General features: G+C 42.1%; 2 tRNA genes. Both read left to right on the top strand.

The annotated features are described in order from the left end of the window. Positions 1-78: 78 nt before the first annotated feature. A tRNA-Ile gene (locus CD036_RS12090) sits at positions 79-155 on the top strand. 26 nt (positions 156-181) lie between these two features. Then, positions 182-257 (top strand) — tRNA-Ala (locus tag CD036_RS12085). Positions 258-318: the final 61 nt, after the last annotated feature.

The following is a 318-nucleotide window of genomic DNA, read 5'->3' as shown; positions in this document are numbered from 1 at the left end:
ACGAAGTTGAAAAGGAATAACATTGACATATTGTATTCAGTTTTGAATGCTCATTTAGCATTACAAATCACCTAGAATGGGCCTATAGCTCAGCTGGTTAGAGCGCACGCCTGATAAGCGTGAGGTCGGTGGTTCGAGTCCACTTAGGCCCACCATTCAATTTTATATAATTCAGCCTTATGGGGGCTTAGCTCAGATGGGAGAGCGCCTGCTTTGCACGCAGGAGGTCAGCGGTTCGATCCCGCTAGTCTCCACCATTTTATTTAAATTGTACATTGAAAACTAGATAAGTAAGTAAAATATAGATTTTACCAAGCA

Origin of the sequence: Staphylococcus arlettae, from assembly GCF_002902345.1 — a bacterium.
GTDB lineage: Bacteria > Bacillota > Bacilli > Staphylococcales > Staphylococcaceae > Staphylococcus > Staphylococcus arlettae.
Note: the sequence above shows the minus strand (reverse complement) of the source record. Positions and strands in the feature narration are given on the sequence as shown.